This window comes from Desulfosporosinus sp. OT, from assembly GCF_000224515.1.
Taxonomy (GTDB): domain Bacteria; phylum Bacillota; class Desulfitobacteriia; order Desulfitobacteriales; family Desulfitobacteriaceae; genus Desulfosporosinus.
In genome coordinates this window covers 17,615-36,470 of sequence record NZ_AGAF01000164.1, presented here as the reverse complement: position 1 = coordinate 36,470, position 18,856 = coordinate 17,615, and the positions used below count along the sequence as shown (strand labels likewise).

At 45.1% G+C, this 18,856-nt stretch carries 18 protein-coding genes; 16 read left to right on the top strand and 2 right to left on the bottom strand.

Translation table 11 applies throughout. The features are described 5' to 3' along the window. Positions 1 to 9: 9 nt before the first annotated feature. Positions 10 to 996: a GPR endopeptidase gene (gene gpr, locus DOT_RS14930; protein ID WP_009620353.1), complete on the bottom strand. Its 987-nt coding sequence runs from the start codon at positions 994 to 996 to the stop codon at positions 10 to 12. Between the two features lie 274 nt (positions 997 to 1,270). Here gpr and rsmD point away from each other — a divergent pair, with 274 nt between their 5' ends. Next, positions 1,271 to 1,822 (top strand): 16S rRNA (guanine(966)-N(2))-methyltransferase RsmD, encoded by a 552-nt coding sequence (gene rsmD, locus DOT_RS14925; protein WP_009620351.1) that lies wholly within the window; start codon positions 1,271 to 1,273, stop codon positions 1,820 to 1,822. A 17-nt stretch (positions 1,823 to 1,839) separates the two neighbouring features. Further along, the gene (locus DOT_RS14920; protein WP_009620349.1) at positions 1,840 to 2,340 is read left to right on the top strand and encodes an ATPase; all 501 of its coding nucleotides are present in this window, start codon (positions 1,840 to 1,842) and stop codon (positions 2,338 to 2,340) included. 48 nt (positions 2,341 to 2,388) lie between these two features. Here DOT_RS14920 and ylbJ read toward each other — a convergent pair whose 3' ends face one another. After that, positions 2,389 to 3,543: a sporulation integral membrane protein YlbJ gene (gene ylbJ / locus DOT_RS14915; protein WP_009620347.1), complete on the bottom strand. Its 1,155-nt coding sequence runs from the start codon at positions 3,541 to 3,543 to the stop codon at positions 2,389 to 2,391. 318 nt (positions 3,544 to 3,861) lie between these two features. On the opposite strand from ylbJ, the gene DOT_RS14910 reads away from it, so the two are divergent. The 14 genes from DOT_RS14910 (at position 3,862) to smc (ending at position 18,855) form a co-directional block, all read left to right on the top strand. Beyond that, positions 3,862 to 5,055, top strand: a complete 1,194-nt coding sequence (locus tag DOT_RS14910) for an acetate kinase (protein ID WP_009620345.1) — start codon at positions 3,862 to 3,864, stop codon at positions 5,053 to 5,055. Positions 5,056 to 5,460: 405 nt separating this feature from the next. Continuing rightward, entirely contained in the window at positions 5,461 to 5,970 is a 510-nt protein-coding gene (locus DOT_RS14905; protein WP_009620343.1) for a DUF177 domain-containing protein, read from the top strand. A 32-nt stretch (positions 5,971 to 6,002) separates the two neighbouring features. Next, positions 6,003 to 6,182 (top strand): 50S ribosomal protein L32, encoded by a 180-nt coding sequence (rpmF, locus tag DOT_RS28770; RefSeq protein WP_083236817.1) that lies wholly within the window; start codon positions 6,003 to 6,005, stop codon positions 6,180 to 6,182. 302 nt (positions 6,183 to 6,484) lie between these two features. Continuing rightward, the gene (fapR, locus tag DOT_RS14900; RefSeq protein ID WP_009620341.1) at positions 6,485 to 7,072 is read left to right on the top strand and encodes a transcription factor FapR; all 588 of its coding nucleotides are present in this window, start codon (positions 6,485 to 6,487) and stop codon (positions 7,070 to 7,072) included. After that, a complete protein-coding gene (gene plsX, locus DOT_RS14895; protein WP_009620339.1) occupies positions 7,073 to 8,056 on the top strand; it encodes a phosphate acyltransferase PlsX in 984 nt (327 codons plus the stop codon). A gap of 38 nt (positions 8,057 to 8,094) precedes the next feature. Then, on the top strand, positions 8,095 to 9,096 hold the full coding sequence (locus tag DOT_RS14890; protein ID WP_009620337.1) for a beta-ketoacyl-ACP synthase III: 1,002 nt from the start codon (positions 8,095 to 8,097) through the stop codon (positions 9,094 to 9,096). 8 nt (positions 9,097 to 9,104) lie between these two features. Next, on the top strand, positions 9,105 to 10,061 hold the full coding sequence (gene fabK, locus DOT_RS14885; RefSeq protein ID WP_009620335.1) for an enoyl-[acyl-carrier-protein] reductase FabK: 957 nt from the start codon (positions 9,105 to 9,107) through the stop codon (positions 10,059 to 10,061). Between the two features lie 3 nt (positions 10,062 to 10,064). Then, complete coding sequence (gene fabD, locus DOT_RS14880) at positions 10,065 to 11,003, top strand: ACP S-malonyltransferase (protein WP_009620333.1); 939 nt, start codon at positions 10,065 to 10,067, stop codon at positions 11,001 to 11,003. 1 nt (position 11,004) lies between these two features. Further along, positions 11,005 to 11,748 carry a 3-oxoacyl-[acyl-carrier-protein] reductase gene (gene fabG / locus DOT_RS14875; protein WP_040412337.1) on the top strand — a complete coding sequence of 248 codons (744 nt, stop codon included), beginning with the start codon at positions 11,005 to 11,007 and terminating at the stop codon, positions 11,746 to 11,748. Positions 11,749 to 11,783: 35 nt separating this feature from the next. After that, positions 11,784 to 12,011 carry an acyl carrier protein gene (gene acpP / locus DOT_RS14870; RefSeq protein WP_009620329.1) on the top strand — a complete coding sequence of 76 codons (228 nt, stop codon included), beginning with the start codon at positions 11,784 to 11,786 and terminating at the stop codon, positions 12,009 to 12,011. Between the two features lie 269 nt (positions 12,012 to 12,280). Further along, entirely contained in the window at positions 12,281 to 13,240 is a 960-nt protein-coding gene (locus tag DOT_RS14865) for a nitronate monooxygenase (RefSeq protein ID WP_009620327.1), read from the top strand. Next, on the top strand, positions 13,234 to 14,475 hold the full coding sequence (gene fabF / locus DOT_RS14860) for a beta-ketoacyl-ACP synthase II (protein WP_083824124.1): 1,242 nt from the start codon (positions 13,234 to 13,236) through the stop codon (positions 14,473 to 14,475). Before DOT_RS14865 ends, fabF begins: the two co-directional genes overlap by 7 nt. Before the next feature lie 56 nt (positions 14,476 to 14,531). Next, complete coding sequence (gene rnc / locus DOT_RS14855; RefSeq protein ID WP_242833847.1) at positions 14,532 to 15,281, top strand: ribonuclease III; 750 nt, start codon at positions 14,532 to 14,534, stop codon at positions 15,279 to 15,281. Next, on the top strand, positions 15,274 to 18,855 hold the full coding sequence (gene smc / locus DOT_RS14850) for a chromosome segregation protein SMC (RefSeq protein WP_009620322.1): 3,582 nt from the start codon (positions 15,274 to 15,276) through the stop codon (positions 18,853 to 18,855). The genes rnc and smc overlap by 8 nt, the downstream gene beginning before the upstream one ends. Position 18,856 lies beyond the last annotated feature (1 nt).

The window sequence follows — 18,856 nt, the reverse complement described above, 5'->3', positions numbered from 1 at the left end:
CTCTATTTGTCATTGTAAATAACGCTCATAGTCTTCACGGTCAATTCCGGGATGCAGGCTAATCGCCAAAGCGCCAGCAATAATTTTGGCCGACGTTTGAATGAGTGAGTCGATTTCCTTGGGTGTAACCATCAAGTTGCCTTGAAAAGGAGAAAGCACATCATCAATGATTTGACTGAACGTTTCAGGTTTTATGCCCTTATAAAGTTTATATAATGTTGGACTAGTTACGAACTGCTGAAAGACACCTTCCACTACATCATGAGCTATTACGGCAGCGTTAACTACTGTAGGGAGCCCAATAGCAATTACTTTACAGCCTATGGTTTCTTCATTGATGCCAGAGCGCCGATTTCCTACTCCTGAACCAGGATGAATGCCAGTATCAGCGAGTTGAATGCTTGTGCCAACACGTTCTAAGGAACCAGCTGCCAGGGCGTCGATTGCAATGACCAAATCCGGCTTGACATGTTCCACGATTCCATGAATAATTTCAGCCGTTTCAATTCCGGTGATTCCCAATACGCCTGGTGAAAGAGCACTGATTTTTCGCATTTGACCGTGTAATTCATGGGGAGCCAGTTGAAAAAGATGACGGGTAACCATAGTTTTGTTTATGACTTGAGGACCTAAGGCGTCGGGTGTAGCGTTCCAGTTTCCTAAGCCGATTAATAAAATGCTGGCATCTTCTTTAAGATTCATCAGTTCAATTAATCTATCTGCTAAAATGTGGGTAATTTCTTCATGAATGACATAATCATTATTTCGAATCTCAGGAGCATCAATGGTAATATACTGTCCTTTAGGTTTGCCAATCTGTTCAACTCCTTCATCGGTCTTGACAGTAATTATTGTGACCTTGGCATGTTCGAGTTCTTGTTCATCCATTAGGACGCCGGGAATTTCTTCCCCACTTTCCCCACGAAGGAGTTGATGAGCTTCAACCGCTAAATCAAGCTGGACATTAAGGTGGCGATAAAATTCTGATTTTTTCATTTCGCTGCTCCTTTATATATATATTTATACAAAACTTAAAAAGTCACTGAGGCTTTATAGCTCCAGTGAACAGAGAGGGAAAACAAAAGTAACGAAAACAGATAGGAAAAGGCACCATAGCTAGTATAGGCAAAAACTAAAATGATATGCATGATATTCAGAGAAGAAATTCACACTCGCTATGGTATACTGATAGATGAAGGTATTTTCTAAATATCTATATTGGTGGCTGTAAAGCTCAATAAGCTCTGCTATAATATAATATGGAGGATTTATGAGGATTATTGCAGGTGAGATGCGTGGTCGTCAACTTAAGGCGGTAGAAGGAACGCTAACGCGCCCGACCTCAGATAAAGTGAAGGGTGCTATTTTTAATGTTTTAGGGGATAAGGTCTTGGATGCCCGGGTATTAGATCTATTTGCTGGAACCGGAAATCTAGCGATTGAAGCACTTTCCCGTGGTTCGCGGGAAGCAGTGCTGGTAGAGAAGAGTCTTAACGCTCATAAGGTCATATGTGAAAATCTTGAAAAAGTTGGGGTAAGCCCAAAGGCCAAACTTTTATTGATGGACGCCTTTAAGTATATAAACCGATACCCTGCTGAAGTTTTTGATCTTATTTTTCTGGATCCGCCTTATCATAAGGAACTTGTTTCTAAGGCAATCTTGACTTTTAAGGAGCACTCTTATTTAGCACCATTCGGCGTTATCGTCGCTGAAACAGCTAAAGACGAAGAATTAAATGGTGATATTTTTCCGTTTGAGATTCGTAAAACAGGCGAGTATGGCGACACAAAGGTATGGTATTTACAGAGAATGGATGTATGACGAGGGAGAGGATATAAGTGGAAAGTGATATCTTAAGTTTACTTAATGAAGTGGAAGAAATTGTAGACCATGGGCCTAAGATCCCGATGACGGGGAAAGTTTTGGTCGATGATACAGTCGTCTTTGAATTATTAGATCGCGTACGTGCGGCCTTGCCTGAAGAGTTGACGAATGCTAAATGGGTTTTGAAAGAACGAGAAAGGATTTTAAATGAAGCTCAAGTGGAAGCCCAGAGAATCATGGAGCGAGGTAAAAATTACGTCGATAAGATGGCAGTAGAAAATGAAGTGGTTAAACAGGCTCAGAGCTATGGAGAAGACATTGTTCGACAGGCACAAACATTTGCCCATGAAGTTAAAATTGGAGCTGTCCAATACGCCGACGAAATGCTTCAGCATGTAGAGCAGAGTTTGTACGAAACGCTTCAAGCATTGCGTAAAAATCGCGAGCAATTAAAAGGGTTAGCCAAAGAAGAACGCGATCAGCCGGGTAACTACGAAAGAGAGAAGGGGGAATAACGCCCTTCTCTCTTTCGTACGACTTGCCAGAGTCAAAACAAGGTTGCTTTAGCGCACTGATTGTCGAATCAAGGTGAACATTAGAAAAATAGTCATGATCCCAACAAAGATCAGGGAGCTTAAGTGCCATGTATTCCACCAGAGAGCCGATGTGCTTGGAACTTGGGTCGGAAAAAAGGAAAAGGTCGGCACTTTGGCAACTAAGAGGAAGAGTTGGCTTAATCCTAGAGCAATAATTGCTTGAAGGGCCCGAGCAACCACAAATGAAGAAAAGCGCAAATCAGTTCCGCTAATTAATCCAGCGACTTGGGCGAATACTGAAAGCCCCCCCCAGCCCATCAGGAGGGTTATAAGTGCCACCTGTTGATGAAGTGAAGAAAGGGCTTGGATTGTCTCCTGGCAACCTAACGTCATTTCGAAAAGACCATTGAAAAATGCTAGGAAAACAGGAATCTGAACAATACGGATGACACTGTGACTAAGAGTGGCTAATATCAGGGTAATATGCCAGGTGTTTAAGAGTCGTAGGATCACTGAAAAAAAGGCCATAAAACCAGCAACCATAAGGACAGTCGTTGTACTTTGTCTGATGGCATCACCAAGAATTTGTCCAAAAGCCCGGTTGTCTTTGGCCTGGGCGTTTTTCATTTCATACCATGCTCTTTTGAATGAAGGCAAATGGGTTGCTTGCCGAGAACCCGGTGTCACGCGATAGAAACGAAAAAGAATTCCAACAATGATGTTTGCAAGATAAACAGAGCTGGCCAATAAGATGCCAAGCGTAGGTTTACCCAACATCCCAGAGGCTACAGCACCAAACATAAATCCAGGGCTAGGGTTATTAGTAAAGGCTAAAAGACGTTCCCCTTCTTCACGGGTGATTTCTCCAGCTTGGCGAAGCCGCGCAGTCAGCACAGCTCCCATTGGAAAACCTGATGTGTATCCCATGGCCACAACAAAGGCCGCCTTGCCGGGAAGACGAAAAAGCGGACGCATGAACGCTTCCAGAAGAATACCGAGAAAGTGGACAAATCCTGCCGCCATCAGGAGCTCGGAAAGGATGAAAAAGGGGAGTAAAGCGGGGAGGACAAAACGCCACCATAAGGTCAAGCCTTCGCCTGCCGAGCTAAGTACTTCCTGAGGATAGATAAACATGCTGAGGGCAAGGAGACTTAAGGCCAACGCACGGGCAACTGTGGACATGAAAATATCACCTTCCTTCATAATTTATATGGAGGAATTTTGGTCCCTAGAAGTCGGACTTTTCAGTTTGAACAAGTTATAAAATTAAGGCTTAAACCAAAGCCTTAATATTAGAAATTTTCTGAAATTAATTTAATAATAATCATGTTGGGGCTTGAAAACACCTAAAATTTTGTGCTACACTCATGGAGTAAGCAAACTCAAAAAGGTTACATCTGGTAAAAGTGGAAAACTAGTTTTGTTATTTGGGTCAAGTTACTTCTAAATGCTAGTGGAAAAGTCATGGATTGGTAGAAAAAATATAAGGGGGCATAATACTTGAAAATTCTTGTTGTAAATTGTGGGAGTTCTTCACTAAAATATCAATTGATAGACATGACTACAAAGGACACAGTCGGTATAGGGTTAGTTGAACGCATCGGTCTTGAGGGCGCTGTACTTACACATCGCACGGCTTCTGGAGATAAAGAAGTTATTACAACTGAAATCCCGAATCATACTGTTGCCATTGAGCTCGTGTTAAAGGCCTTGGTGTCCCCTACATACGGGGCGGTTAAAGATTTAAAAGAAATTGCGGCGGTTGGACATCGAGTTGTACATGGCGGAGAGAATTTTGCAAAATCTGCATTAATTGATGATGCAGTTATGCAGGCCATCCAAGACTGCATCGAGATAGCTCCACTTCATAATCCTCCTAATATTGCAGGAATTGAAGCATGCCAGAAACTTATGCCAGGGATTCCACAAGTAGCAGTCTTTGATACCGCTTTCCATCAAACTATGCCTGATTATGCGTATCTCTATGGATTAACTTATGAACTTTACGAAAAATATAAAATTCGCAGATATGGTTTCCATGGAACATCTCACAAATATGTCAGTCAGCGTGCTACCGCTCTGCTCGGAAAACCAGCAGAAGAACTAAAGATTATTACCTGTCATTTGGGTAATGGTTCCTCTATTACCGCCATTAAAGGTGGAAAATCCATTGAAACTTCGATGGGCTTCACTCCATTGCAAGGGCTTTTGATGGGAACACGCTCTGGAGATTTGGATCCAGCAATTGTTACCTATATTATGCGAAAAGAAAATCTAAATTCCGATCAAATCGATAATTTCCTAAATAAAAAATGTGGTGTTCTTGGGGTTTCAGGGGTAAGCAGTGACTTTAGGGACATCGAGAAGGCTGCAGAAGAAGGAAATTACCGTGCTAAGCTGGCCTTAGAGATTTTTGCTTATGACGCTAAAAAATATATTGGTGCTTATGCCGCAGCGTTAAATGGCGTAGATGCTATTATATTTACGGCAGGACTGGGAGAAAACTCATTTACCATGCGAGCAGCTATCTGCGCTAATATGAGCTACCTAGGTGTAAACATTGATGAAGAAAAAAATAAGGTCCGGGGTGTGGAAGCGGATGTTTCCGCAACGAATGCCTCTTGTCGGGTTTTGGTTATCCCGACCAATGAAGAACTGATGATTGCTTTAGATACGTTTGAATTAACTCGCTAAGGTGGAGAAGAAGTTTCTTAGCATCCTACGGCGATAAGTGTTCGTTATGGGTTAGCGCCTTCGGCGATACTAATCCTCAGCGCGATAGTATTCGTTATGGGCCGTGCGCTTTCGGCGATAATCTCCACTGAGACTATCGTCACTGGAGACTATCGTGTTCGCGCACGCTGCATTGTTATTCGCTTGTCGATTTGACGTTTTGTGCTCTCTAAGCTTTTCTCTGATTTGGGTCTCGTGAAGAGTAAGAAGTACGTATTTAAACTACCTGTGCAAACGAAACCCCCATTTAAAAGAAGTAAGAATCCTAGAAGTGGATTAGGAGTATAATATACTAAGTAAAGAGTTTTCACTTGACAAAGAAAAATGTGCCAACTATAATAGTGGATGTGTATTGGGGTGGATAATATGAAAGTGAATGTAGCCCAGGTTCGTAATAAGGAAGGTGGAAGTGCCCGTTTCGATTTGGTCGAAGATTTTTCTTCCTTCGATTTGGGAATAGAAGCCCTTTCGTTTCAAGCACCGGTACATGTTCAACTTCAGGTAAACAACACAAGTAAAGCTTTGTTGGTTCACGGGACGATTCACACGGATCTTAAAGCTACGTGTGGACGTTGTCTAGAGACGTTTGTTTATCCATTTAGTCTCTCCTTCCAAGACGAATGGGTTTTCCGAACACTGGCAACCGAAGATCAGCTTGAGACAGCACTTCTTTTGGACAAAGATGAGGTCGAGATCAAGGATCGAATCTTTGAACAAATTGTGTTAGCTTTGCCGATGAAGTTTATTTGTTCAGCAGAGTGTCAGGGATTATGCCCGACCTGTGGTGCGAACCGAAATCAGACTCCGTGTCATTGCGGGGAGAGCAACATTGACCCTCGGTTAGCGGCACTGGCCAAGTGGCAATTCAATGACTAATTAATTTTAGAGAACCTAAAGGGGGTGTAATTATGGGTGTACCGCAACATCGCCAATCAAAATCAAGAGTACGCAAACGTCGGGCTATGTGGAAAATAACTGCACCAAACCACATCGAATGCCCCCAATGCCATAAACCGAAAATGCCTCATTATATATGCCCTAGCTGTGGGTATTATAATTCAAAGGTAGTTATTGCTGTAGAATCTTAAGGTTTAGCGCGCAAGAACAAAGAGCTCTGAAACAGGGGCTCTTTTGTTTTACCACAATGTAGGGGCACGATGTATCGTGCCCCTACATTGTCTATAAGCTATTATTCCATTTTCCATCTACCTTCGACAGGGTTATTTATTGATAAGTGAAGCGCGATGGTTTATAATTGTGACCAGGTCGTAATTCCGATGGAATGTTCGAGGTGTGAGCGCGAACTTAGGTCCTCGAACCGCGACATGGTATTGTTAGTCAGAGAATATTAATCAGGAAATTGTAAGTAGGGTGAGAAATGGTGATATAGATGGCCCGATATAGTAAAGTAGATCGCCGTAAAGTATTAGGAGAAGCACTTTCCAAGCATCCATTCTTTACCGACGAAGAGCTTGCAGAGCGATTTAAAGTGAGTGTCTCAACCATTCGTCTAGATCGTGGTGAACTGGGTATCCCAGAACTTCGAGAAAGAACCCGGGTGGTAGCTCAAGAAGCTTACTCAACATTAAAGTCTTTAGATGATCAGGAATTGATCGGGAAACTGTTAGAACTGGTTATTGGAGAGAGAGCCCGTTCTGAGTTGCTAATTGATGAAAGCATGGTCTTGACTAAGGCGAGAGTTGCTCGCGGACATTATCTGTTTGCCCAGGCTAATTCTCTAGCCATTAGCTTAGTGGATGCGCCGATGGCCTTGACGGGGAGTGTCGAACTAAAATTTTTACGACCAGTTCAGTTAGGTGAGATCGCTGTTGCTGAAGGAACAGTGCTCAAACGTAAGCAGAGTAAATATTGGGTCCAAGTATCGGTAAAAGTTGATGCGGAGGAAGTGCTCCGAGGAACCTGGGTTCTTTTTGCAATTGTTGGGCTTGAGGATGTACGGGAAACGGAGATGGAATAAATGAGAATTGCTGTGGATGCAATGGGTGGCGATTATGCCCCGGAGGAGATTATAAAAGGGACACTGATGGCTGCAGAAAAGAATCCTAAAGTAGATCTCATTTTGGTGGGGCCAAAAGAGCGGGTGCTTCCCTCCTTAACAGGCACGAGACCTAAGAACATATCGTTTGTTGAAGCTACGGAGGTCATCGGGATGGACGAGCACCCTGCCAATGCCGTTCGTAAGAAAAAGGATGCTACGATAGTGGTTGCGACCCGATTAGTAAAGCAAGGAGAAGCGGATGCCGTCGTGAGTGCGGGAAGTACTGGAGCACAAATGGCTGCTGCACTTCTCGGTTTAGGGCGCATAAAGGGAATTGAAAGACCTGCTATTGCCACAGTGCTTCCGACTGTGGAGGGAGGGAAGCTTATTCTCGATGTCGGAGCTAATTTAGATGCGACACCAGAGCAACTTTGCCAATATGCACTGATGGGCAGCATTTATGCAGCAAGAATCTTGAGGATTCCAAATCCGCGCGTTGGTCTGCTCAATGTAGGCAGTGAAGAAGGGAAAGGAAATGAACTGACCCAGAAAGCCTACCTGTTGCTTAAAGAAGCGCCCATCAATTTTCTCGGAAATGTCGAAGGACGGGATGTCCCCTATGGGCGTGCTGATGTGGTTGTTTGTGACGGTTTTGTGGGAAATGTATTACTTAAAACGGCTGAAGGGCTGGCAGGGGTATTTGTTCAAGTCATTAAGGAAAAAATTACTTCAACCACGATCCGTAAGCTAGGGGCAATGGCCGTCAAACCGGGTTTAAAAGAGTTCGCTCAGATGATGGATTATGCTGAGTATGGCGGGGCCCCTTTGCTTGGGGTCAATGGGATTAGTATTATATGTCATGGAAGTTCAAAAGCGAAGGCGATTTTAAATGCCATCCGGGTAGCCCAGGAATGTGTGCAAACGCATTTTATTGAACAGATTCGGGAAGAGCTTCCTAAGTGAGTCTGATGTTTAATAAACAGAAAAGAGGACATGTGACTATGCGAAGTGTTGGTATTGTGGGGACAGGATCATATCTTCCCGAAAATGTTTTAACTAATGCGGATTTAGAGAAGATTGTGGACACAAAGGATGAATGGATCTCTACACGCACTGGAATTAAGGAGCGGCATATCGCCTCGAAAGACACCCCTGTCTCGGAATTGTGTTACTTTGCGGGCTTGAGAGCTTTAGAGGACGCTCAGATTGACCCTGAAGAGGTTGATCTCATTATCGTGGCGACGATAACACCTGACTATGCATTTCCGGCGACTGCTTGCCTCGTGGCAGAGCGTTTAGGGGCAAAAAATGCCGCGGCTTTTGATCTGGAAGCAGGATGTACTGGATTTATTTATACAGTGGCAACCGCTAGTCAGTTTGTTGCTACGGGAATGTATAAAACCGTACTCGTCATTGGCGGAGAAACAATGAGTAAAATTCTGAACTGGGAAGACCGTTCAACGTGTATTCTCTTCGGTGATGGGGCGGGGGCTGCAGTTTTACAACCGGTCCAAGAAGGATTTGGCTTTTTGAGTTTTGAATTAGGTTCGGACGGTTCTGGCGGTATGTTGCTTAGTCAACCAGCGGGCGGTTCAAAGTGTCCGGCAAGCTTGGAATCAGTAGGCAAGAACTTACATACTCTCCAGATGGAGGGTAAAGAAGTCTATAAATTTGCTATTCGGATTATGGGGGATGTTTCTCTAAAGGTTCTTGAGAAGGCCGGTTTAACGAAAGAAGATGTGGATCTGCTAGTCCCACATCAAGCAAATATCAGGATTGTCGATGCTGCGATTAAACGTCTGGGAATTTCACCAGAAAAGGTAGTTGTAAACCTGGACAAGTATGGTAATATGTCGGCAGCATCCATTCCTGTGGCCCTTGATGAAGTGATTAAAGAGGGACGCCTTGCCGAGGGGGATATCATCGTTATGGTTGGATTTGGTACAGGGCTTACTTGGGGAGCTTGTGTGTTGAAATGGACGAAAGTAGGGTTAAAAGAATGATTAAAACAATGATAAAAACGAAAATTTGCGAACTGATCGGGATTGATTATCCGATTTTCCAAGGCGGAATGGCATGGGTTGCAACTGGAGAATTAGCTGCCGCTGTCTCGGAAGGTGGCGGTTTAGGCATCATTGGTGCGGGACATGCCCCAGCCGACTGGTTGCGGCAAGAAATTCATAAAGTGAAAGCAGTTACCAATAAGCCATTTGGAGTTAATGTTATGCTGATGTCTCCATTTGTGGATGAAGTCATGCGGGTTATTATTGAGGAACGTGTCCCGGTGATTACGACAGGGGCAGGAAATCCCGGTAAGTATGTGCCCATGCTTAAAGAAATTGGCACCAAGGTGATTCCTGTGGTAGCCTCTGTTGCGTTAGCCAAGCGGTTGGAAAAGGCCGGGGTAGATGCTTTAATTGCCGAAGGAATGGAGTCTGGTGGACATATTGGTGAGATAGGAACCTTACCTTTAGTTCCGCAAGTGGTTGACGCAGTTAAAATCCCAGTCATTGCTGCCGGAGGGGTCGTGGATGGTCGAGGCCTCATAGCAGCCTTAGCCCTCGGCGCTGAAGGGGTGCAGATGGGGACACGTTTTATGTGCGCAGAAGAGTGTACAATCTCGCCTCTTATCAAAGCTAAAATTATTCAAGCTAAAGACCGTGCTACTGTAATTACAGGCCGTTCAACTGGTCATCCAGTTCGTTGTTTGGATAATCACTTTACCCGTGAAATTGATGAATATGAACGGGAAGGGATGGCGCCTGAAGAGATCGGGAAGTTGGGCGTCGGAAGATTACAATTAGCTATGGTAGACGGAGATGTTGAGAACGGTTCAATTATGGCTGGTCAAATCGCTGGGGCGGTTAAACGTGTTGAGCCTGCAGCCGATATTATTCGGGACATCATGCAATCTGCAGAACAAGAATATGAGCGTCTTTCTGCACGGTTTGGGGAGAGGGGGGCCTAAATTTTGGGTAAGCTGGCCTTTGTTTTTCCAGGACAAGGATCTCAGTATGTCGGAATGGGAAAGGAACTATTTCAGTCTCCTAGCGGAGTCGACGCGCGGGAGACTGCACTGGAGATCTTAGGGAATAAATTCATCGCTGTACTAGAGGAAGGACCAGAAGAAGAACTTCAACAGACCGCTAACACCCAACCAGCAATATTACTAGTAAGTGCAGTGGCTGGGTTGCTCCTGCGTGAGGCAGGCATTGAGCCGGATTATGTTGCCGGGCACAGCCTCGGCGAGTATTCTGCCCATGTAGCTGTGGGTAGTCTAACCTTGGCTGAGGCCTTACGGGTCGTTAGGAAACGTGGAGAAATCATGCAAGGTGCTGTTCCGGCTGGTGGAGGTGGTATGGCTGCGATCTTGGGGCTTTCGGCTGAGCAGGTGGAAGAAGCCTGCCTTAGTGCTGCAGAGTTAGGCGTGGTTGCCCCAGCGAATTATAATTGCCCGGGACAGGTGGTTATTTCTGGAGAACCTAAGGCGCTTGCTTTTGCTATAGAGAGGGCGAAAGAGTTGGGGGCGAAACGAGCAATACCGCTCGTAGTGAGCGGGCCATTTCATTCACACCTTATGGACAAAGTTGGTGCAGATCTACAGCCGGTTTTAGAGAGTGTGTCTTGGAATACTCCTCGTTGCCCTGTGATTGCGAACATTGACGCCAGAGAGGTAATTTCGCCTGAGCGTACTGTGAACACGTTAATTGAGCAAGTTAGCGGTGCTGTTCGATGGGAGCAATCGGTTCGTTATCTGTTGGACGTAGGGGTCGATACCTTTGTAGAGTGCGGACCCGGCAAAGTCCTAACTGGTTTAATTAAAAAAATAGCCCCAGGTGTTAATCTTCTCCGCGTCGAGGATATGGCGTCTTTAAAAAAGTCACTTGCATATTTGAAGGAGAGTCGTTAAAATGATGCTGAATGATAGCGTTGCGATTGTTACGGGGAGTGGGCGTGGGATCGGGCGCGCCATTGCTCTGGAATTAGCAGTTGCGGGTGCGAAAGTTGTTGTTAATTACGCAGGACGTTCCGATAAAGCAGAGGAAACGGTCGAGCTGATCCGTAAAGCTGGTGGGGAGTGTCTGGCCGTTCAAGCGGATGTTAGTCAAGCAGATGATGTTGATCGGTTAATTCAAACCACCTTAGACCATTACGGGAAAATTAATATTCTGGTCAACAATGCCGGGATTACTCGAGATTCTTTACTGCTCCGCATGAAAGAAGCAGATTGGGATGCGGTTTTGGCTACAAATCTCAAAGGAGTTTTTCTCTGCACCAAAGCAGTAAGCAAAGGAATGCTCAAACAACGGTCAGGTGTTATTGTTAATATTTCCTCTGTAGTGGGTCTTTCCGGAAACGCAGGGCAAGCCAATTATGCGGCAGCTAAAGCCGGGGTTATCGGCTTTTCAAAGTCCATTGCCAAGGAGCTGGCACCCCGCGGAATTCGCGTCAATGTGGTTGCTCCTGGGTATATTATTACAGATATGACGGAAACCTTACCAGAAGGGGTCCAAAGTGAAGTCTTGCGCGGAATCCCGCTCGGCCGCTTAGGAAAGCCTGAAGACGTTGCCAAAGCAGTTCGTTTCCTTGTGTCCCCAGAGGCATCTTACATAACAGGTCAAACCTTTTGTGTCGATGGAGGTATGGAAATATAACCAATCTGATCTGTGAGAGGAGGTGAAGAAGCAGCATGGGAGTTTTCGATAAAGTAAAAGCCATCGTCGTCGAACAACTTGGGGTAGATGAAGCCAATGTTACCCCAGAGACCTCCTTTGAAGAGCTAAATGCGGATTCTTTGGATATCGTTGAATTGATTATGGCTCTTGAAGAGGCATTCGACTTGGATATTCCGGACGAGGAAGCTGAAAAGATCCGGACAGTTGGAAATGCAGTGAGCTACATCCAGGATAACAAATAACCAAGAAAAGGTCCCGTACTCTGATGCGGGGCTTTCTTTTAGGAAGACAATCTTTCTCCTGAATACTTGTTTGTAATGAAACTTGCTCCTGTTGAAGTTTTGAATTTCAGCTGAGTTTAGTAAGTTTATGTAGGGGTATATTCGTTATTCGAACATCGAACATCGAACAACGAACCACGATTCTGGGGGAGAGTTCAGATAGATGTTTAGAAGTTTTGCTACTCATACCTGACTATAGTTCAGGTAGAACCTGACAGGGAGGAAACATTGTGAAAATACCCGAACTTCGTATTGGCAATTTAGTGGCTAAAATTCCTGTTATACAAGGAGGAATGGCCGTAAGGATATCCATGGCTCCTCTCGCAGCGGCTGTTGCTGAAGAGGGCGGAATCGGAATAATTGCAGGTAGTGGTTTGTCTGTGGAGGAACTGATTACAGAAATTCGTGAAGCACGTCGGCGCACTAAAGGGATTATTGGGGTAAATATTATGTTCGCTGTCCGTGAGTTCGCTCAGTTGGTTCACGCCGCGTTTGACGAGAAGATTGATCTTTTGGTTTCCGGAGCTGGCTTTTCTAGGGATATGTTCACTTGGGGCAAGGAAAAGGGCATTCCGGTCGTGCCGATTGTCTCCTCTGCTAAACTTGCTAAACTATCTGAAAAGTTGGGGGCCGCTGCAGTGATTGTGGAGGGAGTTGAGGCTGGCGGGCATTTAGGTACGGATCGATCAATACACGATATCCTCCCAGAAGTAATAGCAGCGGTCAGTATTCCTGTAATCGGTGCGGGTGGCTTTATTGATGGACAAGACGTCGCCAAGACACTGAAACTCGGCGCTGATGGGGTGCAAATGGGAACTCGCTTTGCGCTAAGCGAAGAGAGCAGTGCAGCTCTAGCTTGGAAAGAAGAAATGCTAAAAGCTACTGAAGAAGACATCGTGTCCATTCATAGTCCTGTCGGAATGCCGGCCCGGGGAATAAAGAATCCCTTTACCCAATTACTCGATGATAAAATTGATGTCAAGCCGACGAAATGTAGGGGTTGCCTTAAGCAGTGTGAGGGGAATTTCTGCATTATCAGTCGCTTAGTTATGGCCCAAGAGGGTGATGTGCGGGAGGGTCTTATATTTTCTGGGGCTAATGTTCATAAAATTAAAGAAGTTTTATCGGTGCATAAAATCTTTGAGGATATCAAAAAAGGTATACTCAGCTTTAAGGAGGAAGAGTGTTGAAACACCGTGCAGTTATTACAGGGATGGGTGTTGTCTCTCCCGTGGGAAACCAACTGGATGAATTTTGGAACAACTTAATCGAAGGAAAGTCCGGAATCGGCCTGTTAACCCGTTTTGATACTGAACAGTTGCCAACTAAGGTTGCGGCAGAGGTTAAAGATTTTGAACCAACTGAGTGGATCAATAAAAAGGAAAGTCGCCACATGGACCGTTTTGCTCAGTTTGCCATTGCAGCAGCAAAGATGGCCTTGTCAGATTCTGGGCTGGACTTAGAAAAAGTGAATAAAGAACGGGCTGGGGCTGTTATGGGCTGCGGGATTGGTGGTGTGATAACGTTCGAAGAACAAAAAGAGGTGCTCATGAATAAGGGAAGTGGTCGGATTAGCCCATTTTTTGTTCCTATGCTGATTAGCAACATGGCGGCTGGACATTTATCGATAGAGTTCGGTTTACAAGGATCTAGTATGACCGTTGCCACGGCTTGTGCTTCAGCAACCAATGCGATTGGAGAAGCGTTGCGAATGATCCAACGTGGAGAGGCTGATGTTGTGTTTTGTGGAGGAACAGAGGCCCCAATTACAAAGTTAGCGTTTGCTGGTTTTTGTGCCATGAAGGCGATGTCTACAGAAAAAGACAATCCAGAACAAGCGTGCCGCCCTTTTGATAAACGACGTAGCGGTTTTGTCATGGGTGAAGGAGCAGGAGTTTTGATCTTAGAATCGTTAGAGCACGCCAAGGCACGTGGTGCGCGTATTTATGCTGAACTGGCCGGTTATGGAAGCACATCAGATGCCTATCATATTACGACTCCGGTTCCTGGTGGAGCTGGAGCAGCTCGTGCTATGCGCCTTGCCTTAGAGGATGCAAAAGTAAGTGCAGAAGATGTTGATTATATTAATGCTCATGGAACTGGCACTGGGCCTAATGATGCAACGGAAACGGCTGCCATTAAAACCGTATTTGAAAGTTATGCAGCCAAACTGGCGATTAGTTCGACCAAATCAATGACTGGACACCTAACCGGAGCTGCCGGAGCGATTGAGGCCATTATTTGTGCTATCGCTATCGAGCGGGGCGCGATCCCGCCGACGATAAACTATGGAGAGCCAGATCCAGAATGTGATCTGGACTATGTCCCTAATAGTGCTCGAAAACAAGAGCTTAATGTGGTAATGTCTAATACCTTTGGTTTTGGTGGGCATAATGCAACCATCGTCTTAAAAAAATTTGCCTAAAGGTAAGGAGATCTAAATAAATGGTCGAAAAGAGCCGTAACGCGACTACGAATCACATGAAGACGGAGGGAAGGTCAGGACGAAAAAAATATGTCGTGACCTCTCTCAAACAGGAACCAGGACTAAAGTTAGCAAAGCGATTGGGACTGCAGACCCTGCCGAATCGCTTGTTCAGTACAGCCTTGACTCATCCTTCGTATGTATTTGAAAATCCGCAGTTCGGCAAAGAAAATAACCAACGTCTTGAGTTTTTAGGCGATGCGATTTTGGACTTTGTGATTGCGGAATATCTGTATTTGAGTTATCCAGATCGGCCAGAAGGAGAACTAACAAAAATGCGGGCTGCTGTTGTGAATGAAACGACGTTGGCTCACAAAGCTCATGAAATAGAGCTGGGGCAAGAGCTTTTATTAGGGAAAGGGGAGCAGGTATCCGGTGGACGTGAACGCCCCTCTATCTTAGCTGATGCCTGGGAAGCAGTGGTAGGAGCAATCTACTTGCAATACGGATTACAAGAGGCGCGGAGGGTTATTTTAGAGTTACTCAAACCGTCTATCAACGAAGTTGCCGAAGGGAATTACGGTGACTATAAAACCGTATTACAGGAAAAAGCACAACGGGAAGAAAAAGAAGTAAATTATCAAATCCTAGCGGAAGAAGGACCTGATCACAATAAATGCTTCACGGCGGGTGTTTTCCTACAAGGCAATTTAATGGGAAAAGGTGTGGGCCGTACCAAGAAAGAGGCCGAGCAACATGCCGCTCAACAGGTGTTAGAAGTCTGGGGGAGGGAGAACGATGGCTAAACCTGAGAATTTCCCAGCTTTCTTGAAGGGAATTCATATTCAGGGGTTTAAGTCGTTCGCTGATCGTGTCAAGTTAGAATTGGGTCATGGTTTAAGCGTAATTGTTGGGCCGAACGGGAGCGGAAAAAGCAATGTCGCTGATGCGGTTCGCTGGGTTCTAGGGGAACAAAGTGCTAAGAGTCTGCGCGGAGCAAAGATGGAAGATGTAATTTTTGCGGGGAGCGCACAGCGACGTCCTGTCGGCATGGCAGAAGTTTCCCTTATTTTTGATAACTCAACAGGGATTTTCCCGTTAGACTTTCGGGAAGTCACTATTACACGGCGAGTCTACCGTGACGGTGAAGGGCAGTATTTAATTAACAAAGCTGCCTGCCGGCTTAAAGATATTCAGGAACTATTTATGGACACAGGATCTGGAAAAGAAGGATTTTCGATCATTGGGCAGGGGCGGGTTGAGGAAATCTTAAACCTGAAATCGGAAGAACGTCGATCATTGATTGAAGAGGCGGCTGGGATAACCAAGTATCGTATCAGAAAGCGCGAAGCCTTGAAGCGTCTTGATGCTACGATACTTAATTTGCAACGTCTCGAAGATATAGTGCGGGAAATTGAGGGGCAACTGACTCCTCTGGCTGCCCAAGCCCAAGTGGCCGAACAAAGCCTTGCTCTCACGCTTGAGCAAAAACGCCTAGAAATCCAGTGGGTTGTTCTAGACATTACGGAAGTAAAGCAGAAATTGTCAAAAGCTGCACAAGAATCGGAAACCCTGCAAACCAGTGTGGTAGAGGCTCAAGCAGTTTTGGGGCTCAAAGAAAGTCGGAATATTGAAGATAAGTTTGAACTAAAAAAGTTAGATGAAGAGATACAGCGGAAGCAAGGTGAGGTTTTTCAAGCTGAGCAAGCTTTCAATGCCTTAAAACATGACCTTAGTATTCGTACTGAACGTTTCCGATATTTTGATGAGCAAACCATGAGGCTGAACCAGGAGATTCTTGAGGATGAGAACAAACTTAATCATTTACATGAAAGGATTAAAACTCTTGCTGCCAAGCGAGCGGTTTTAACGCATACAGTTGAAGAATCTCAGCGCAAGGTTACAGATCAAGAGCAACAACTTAATGTTGTTCGAGAGAATAACTTAGCTGAAGATATAGATAGAATAAAGGCTGACCTCTTTCAAGCCTTGACTGAGCAAGCCAATTGGTCCAATGAGTTGACTGGAACTCGTCATACTCTTGCTTCACTAGAACAACAAGTCCTTCAATGTGAGCAAGAGAAAGTGATCAAAAAGCATGAGCTTGAATTATTGAATGAAGCTTATGAAGCTCAGGAAAAAGAACTGGTTCAGATGGAAGCGCAAGCTCGCATTTTAGAAAATGAAGGTTTAAGACTGAGGGTAGAACGGGATAATCTAAAAGGGCTTCATCAAGAGAAAAATCTCGAACTACAAAAACATAAAACTCTTATCAATCAAGCTAGAGCACGGACGCAGGCTTTGCAATCTTTAGAAGATTCCTTTGAAGGGTATCAACGTGGGGTGCGTGAGCTGATGCTCGCCAAGAAAAAAGGAAGAACGGAATGCTTAAGCCTCTGTGGGACGGTTGCTGATCTGATTACAGTGCATGAAAAATATGAAACGGCCTTGGAAACAGCTCTTGGAGCAGGGATGCAAAATGTTGTGGCTGAAAATGAACAGGCAGCTAAAACCGCGATTGCTTATTTGAAGTCCCATCAATTGGGGCGAGTAACTTTCCTTCCCCTCGATGTTATTCAAGGGAATCGGATGTCCGTAAGCAGGGCAGTGGAGAGGGACCCTGGATATATTGGGATCGCTGTTGATCTTGTAACGCATGACAAATTGTATCGAACGGCGATTGAATTTCTCCTCGGGCGTATTGTGGTGGTCGCAGATATGGACGCTGCGACTCGGATCGCGCGAACATCCGGATATAAACTGCGCATTGTAACCTTGGAGGGGGACCAAGTCCATCCGGGGGGATCTCTCAGCGGAGGGAGTATTCAACGCAAGGGTGGAAATCTGCTGGCTCGCTCTCGAGAAATTGAGACCCTGCGAACGTCCTTAAGGCAAATGGAAAAAGACTTAGAGGTGGAACAAAGGGGATTATTGGAACTTGAGACGCGTCAGCGTGAAATACAGGAGAGTTTAGAGCATTTAGCCTTTAAGCAACAGGCAGATAAGGAACAGCAGATCATGCTTGGGGCGGTACACGAGAACGTTCTGAGGCAACTCCAGCGATTAGAGAGCGATTTAGCTGGGTTAGGTCTTCGACAAGAGGGAATTATCGTCCAGAAAGACGAGTTAGTTCAAGGGTTAAGGAGCTTGTCGGATCGTTTAGAAACTGCGGAAAAAATAGCGCACGATTTACGTGAGGAGTTCAACCAGAGAGAGCAAGAAGCCAAATCTGCGGCAGGAGAGATCGAATCGTACGTGGAGCAGCTAACCCAAGAGAAGGTTCGCTTAGCCAAGTGGGAGCAAGAATTAACGCAATGCATGGAGCAACTTGACCAGGAACATCGGGTCTACCGAGAAAATGAATCGGATCTAGGACATAAGAAACAAAATAGGACTAATCTGCAAGAAAACCGTCAAGTGCTAGAAAAAGAGCAAGAGGTGTTGAACCAACAACTGGAAGAACATTCACTTGCCCAGGAGGCACAGCAATATGCTTTAATGCAATCTAGACTCGAGCGGGAGGGTCTAGGGGCCCGTGTCCTTGATCAGGAACAAGAGATACAGTCCAAGCGTCAGGGAGCGCATGCGCTTGAACAACGTCTGCATGCCAACGATATCAGAGTTGTGCGTTGGGAAACCGAATGTGAAGTAGGGTTAACCCGATTGGCAGAGGAATTTTCCCTTACTTGGGAAGAGGCGATGCCTTATCAGACCGAGGAAGAAAGGGCAGTTTTAGAGCGGAGGCTTCAAGAACTAAAACATCAAATTGAAGCGTTAGGCCCAATTAACCAAGCAGCTATTGAAGAATACCCAAAAATGCAGGCAAGGCAGGAGTTTATGTTGGCTCAACAGAGTGATTTGGTTGAGGCTAATCATACCTTGCGTCAACTGATTTCCGAACTAGATAAGACTATGACTGAACGATTTGCAGAAAGTTTTCATGCGGTCAATGCAGCTTTTCAAGAGGTTTTTAAAGAACTCTTTCATGGCGGAAATGCTGAACTCCATTTGGTAGACCCTGATCACTTACTGGAAACAGGGGTCGAGATTATTGCTCAGCCACCCGGTAAGAAACCACAGCTTCTTTCCCTTTTGTCTGGGGGAGAACGAGCTTTAACGGCAATTGCAATTTTGTTCGCTCTCCTGCGAGTTAAACCAAGTCCGTTTTGTATTTTAGATGAGATTGAAGCTTCGTTGGACGATTCTAACGTCCAGCGATTTGCCCAATATATTCACCGTTTATCGAATGCTGTCCAATTTGTTGTTATTTCTCACCGCAAAGGAACTATGGAATCAGCCGATGTATTATACGGCATTACGATGGAAGAATCCGGGGTGTCTAAATTGCTTTCTGTCCAGCTTGATGAGCGACTTGCATAAC